This window comes from Variovorax sp. P4_D9, from assembly GCF_056401695.1.
In genome coordinates, this window is record NZ_JBFUIU010001206.1 from 1 (window position 1) to 2,076 (window position 2,076).

Here is a 2,076-nt window from a genome sequence, read left to right on the forward strand (position 1 = left end):
TTGGCACCCGGCGTCACGTACACCGGGATGCCGCGTGCCGTGGCGGCCTCGACCTCGATGTTGCTGACGCCGACGCCGTGCTTGGAGATGACCTTCAGGGTCGGGCAGCCGGCGATCGCCCGGGCCGAGAGCCGGACCGTGCGGGAGATGACCGCGTCGACGGGCTCCGCCTCCATGATGCGTTCGACCTCCTCTGCGCTGTCGGGATCGGAGAGGTAGATAACGCGCGCGCCGGCCTGCGCCAGGAGGTCGGCGCCGGCCTGGGCCAGCCTGGGCGCCGTCACGAGGATGGTGGGGTTCACTGGACGATGTCTCCTGCCGCAGCTCAATCGAGCTTGATGTTGGCTTCGCGGATCAGCGCGCCCCATTTCTGGTGCTCGCTGCGGATGTAGTCGGCGAACTGCCTGGGCGTGCCCTCGGCCGCGGCGGTGCTGCCCTCCAGCGCCAGCTTCTCGATCACATCGGGCCGCTTGAGGATCTTCTGCACCTCTGTGTTGATGCGCTCGACCACCGCCGGCGGCGTTCCGGCGGGTGCGACCAGGCCGGTCCACGTGATCGCGTCGAATCCCGGATAGCCCAGTTCGGCGACGGTCGGTACGGCGGCCAGCTGCGGCACGCTCTTCAGGCGCTGGGGCGAGCTGATGGCCAGTGCGCGCACCTTGCCGCCGGCCAGCTGCGGGATCGCGACCGGCGTGTTGGCGAAGTTCAATTCCACCTGGTTGCCGAGCAGGTCGGTCATCGCCGGACCTGCTCCCTTGTACGGCACGTTCAGGATCTTGATGCCCGCGCGGCGCTCGAGCATCTCGCCGGCCAGATGGCCGACGGTGCCGTTGCCCGCCAGGCCGATGCGCAGCGACTCCGGTTTGGCCTTCGATGCGGCGACCACGTCGGCCAGCGTCTTGTAGGGCGACGATGCGTTCACCAGCAGCACCACGGGTTGCGACGCGACCGCGGCGATCGGCGCGAAATCCGTCAGCGGATCGAAGGGCATCTTTGCGTACAGCGCCGGATTGATCGCCAGGTTGGCGGTCTGGCCGAGCCCGATCGTGTAGCCATCCGGCGCCGCCTTGGCCACGGCGTCGAGCCCGATGTTGCCGCCGGCGCCGGGCTTGTTGTCGATCACGATCACCCAGCCGGCCTGGGTGGCAAGTTTCTCAGCGACCAGGCGCGCCACGAAGTCGGTGCCGCCGCCGGGCGGGAAAGGCACCACCAGCTTGATCGGCTTGGCGGGCCAGGCGGTCTGGGCGAAGCTGCTGCAGGCAAAGAGTGCGAGGGCAGCGCCTGCCAGCAGTGTGTATCGACGGTTCATTGGATGTCTCCTGTTGGAGCCCCGATTCTGTGGACCCGGACTCATTCCGTCTATTCGATAATGTTCATTCATCGATTCCTCGGAGCTATGAATGGATATCCACCTTCGCGACCTGAAGTACTTCGAGACCGTCGCCGACCTGGGCCATGTCGGGCAGGCGGCCGAGAAGCTGGGCCRTACCCAGCCGGCGCTGACTAAGGCCGTGCAGCGGCTCGAGGAAGCTTTCGGCGCCGCGCTGTTCGAACGCAAGGGGCGCGGCATCCGGCTCACGCCAGTCGGCGAGGTGCTGCTGGCGAGGGCGCGCGTGCTGCGCGGCGCGACGGAGGAGGCGCTGCGCGAGGTGGGGGATTTCGCCAAGGGCAATGCCGGCCACGTGCGCATCGGCAGCGGGCCGATCGCGGCCGATCACGTGCTGCCCGAGATCTGCAGCCTGCTGCTCGCCGAAGCCAACGAGACCACCATCGACATCACAGTCGCGCCGAGCATCGCGCTGCGCGAGCGGCTGCGCGAAGGTGCGATCGACTTGCTGATCGGACTGATGCCAGAAAATGACGATGTCTTCGTGACGCACTCGATCGTGGAGGACGTGGTGGTGGTCGCGACCCATCCGGACCACCCGGTGTTCGCGCTGCCCCGGATCACGATGGAGTCGCTGCTCGCCTGGCGCTGGGTGCTGCCGGTCGACACCATCGTGAGCCGGCAGTGGCTCGACGCCGCCTTCCGCTCGCGCGGCTTGCCGACCCCGACGGCGCAGATCGACGCCAACT

Annotated in this window: 2 protein-coding genes and 1 pseudogene; 1 reads left to right on the forward strand and 2 read right to left on the reverse strand. The window is 68.0% G+C overall.

What is annotated here, in order from left to right; translation table 11 throughout:
- Nucleotides 1–302: pseudogene (locus tag AC1DY5_RS53030) on the reverse strand (hydroxyacid dehydrogenase); the annotation flags it as partial.
- Between the two features lie 23 nt (nucleotides 303–325).
- Entirely contained in the window at nucleotides 326–1,309 is a 984-nt protein-coding gene (locus tag AC1DY5_RS53035; RefSeq protein WP_478122250.1) for a Bug family tripartite tricarboxylate transporter substrate binding protein, read from the reverse strand.
- A 91-nt stretch (nucleotides 1,310–1,400) separates the two neighbouring features.
- Between AC1DY5_RS53035 and AC1DY5_RS53040 the strand changes: the two genes are divergently transcribed.
- Nucleotides 1,401–2,076: LysR family transcriptional regulator (locus AC1DY5_RS53040; RefSeq protein ID WP_478122251.1), on the forward strand; the 676-nt coding region annotated here is incomplete at its 3' end.

What these genes read in the sequence shown, in the direction of transcription:
- AC1DY5_RS53035 (WP_478122250.1), bottom strand. Translation starts at nt 1,309, where the DNA reads ATGAACCGTCGATACACACTGCTGGCAGGCGCTGCCCTCGCACTCTTT.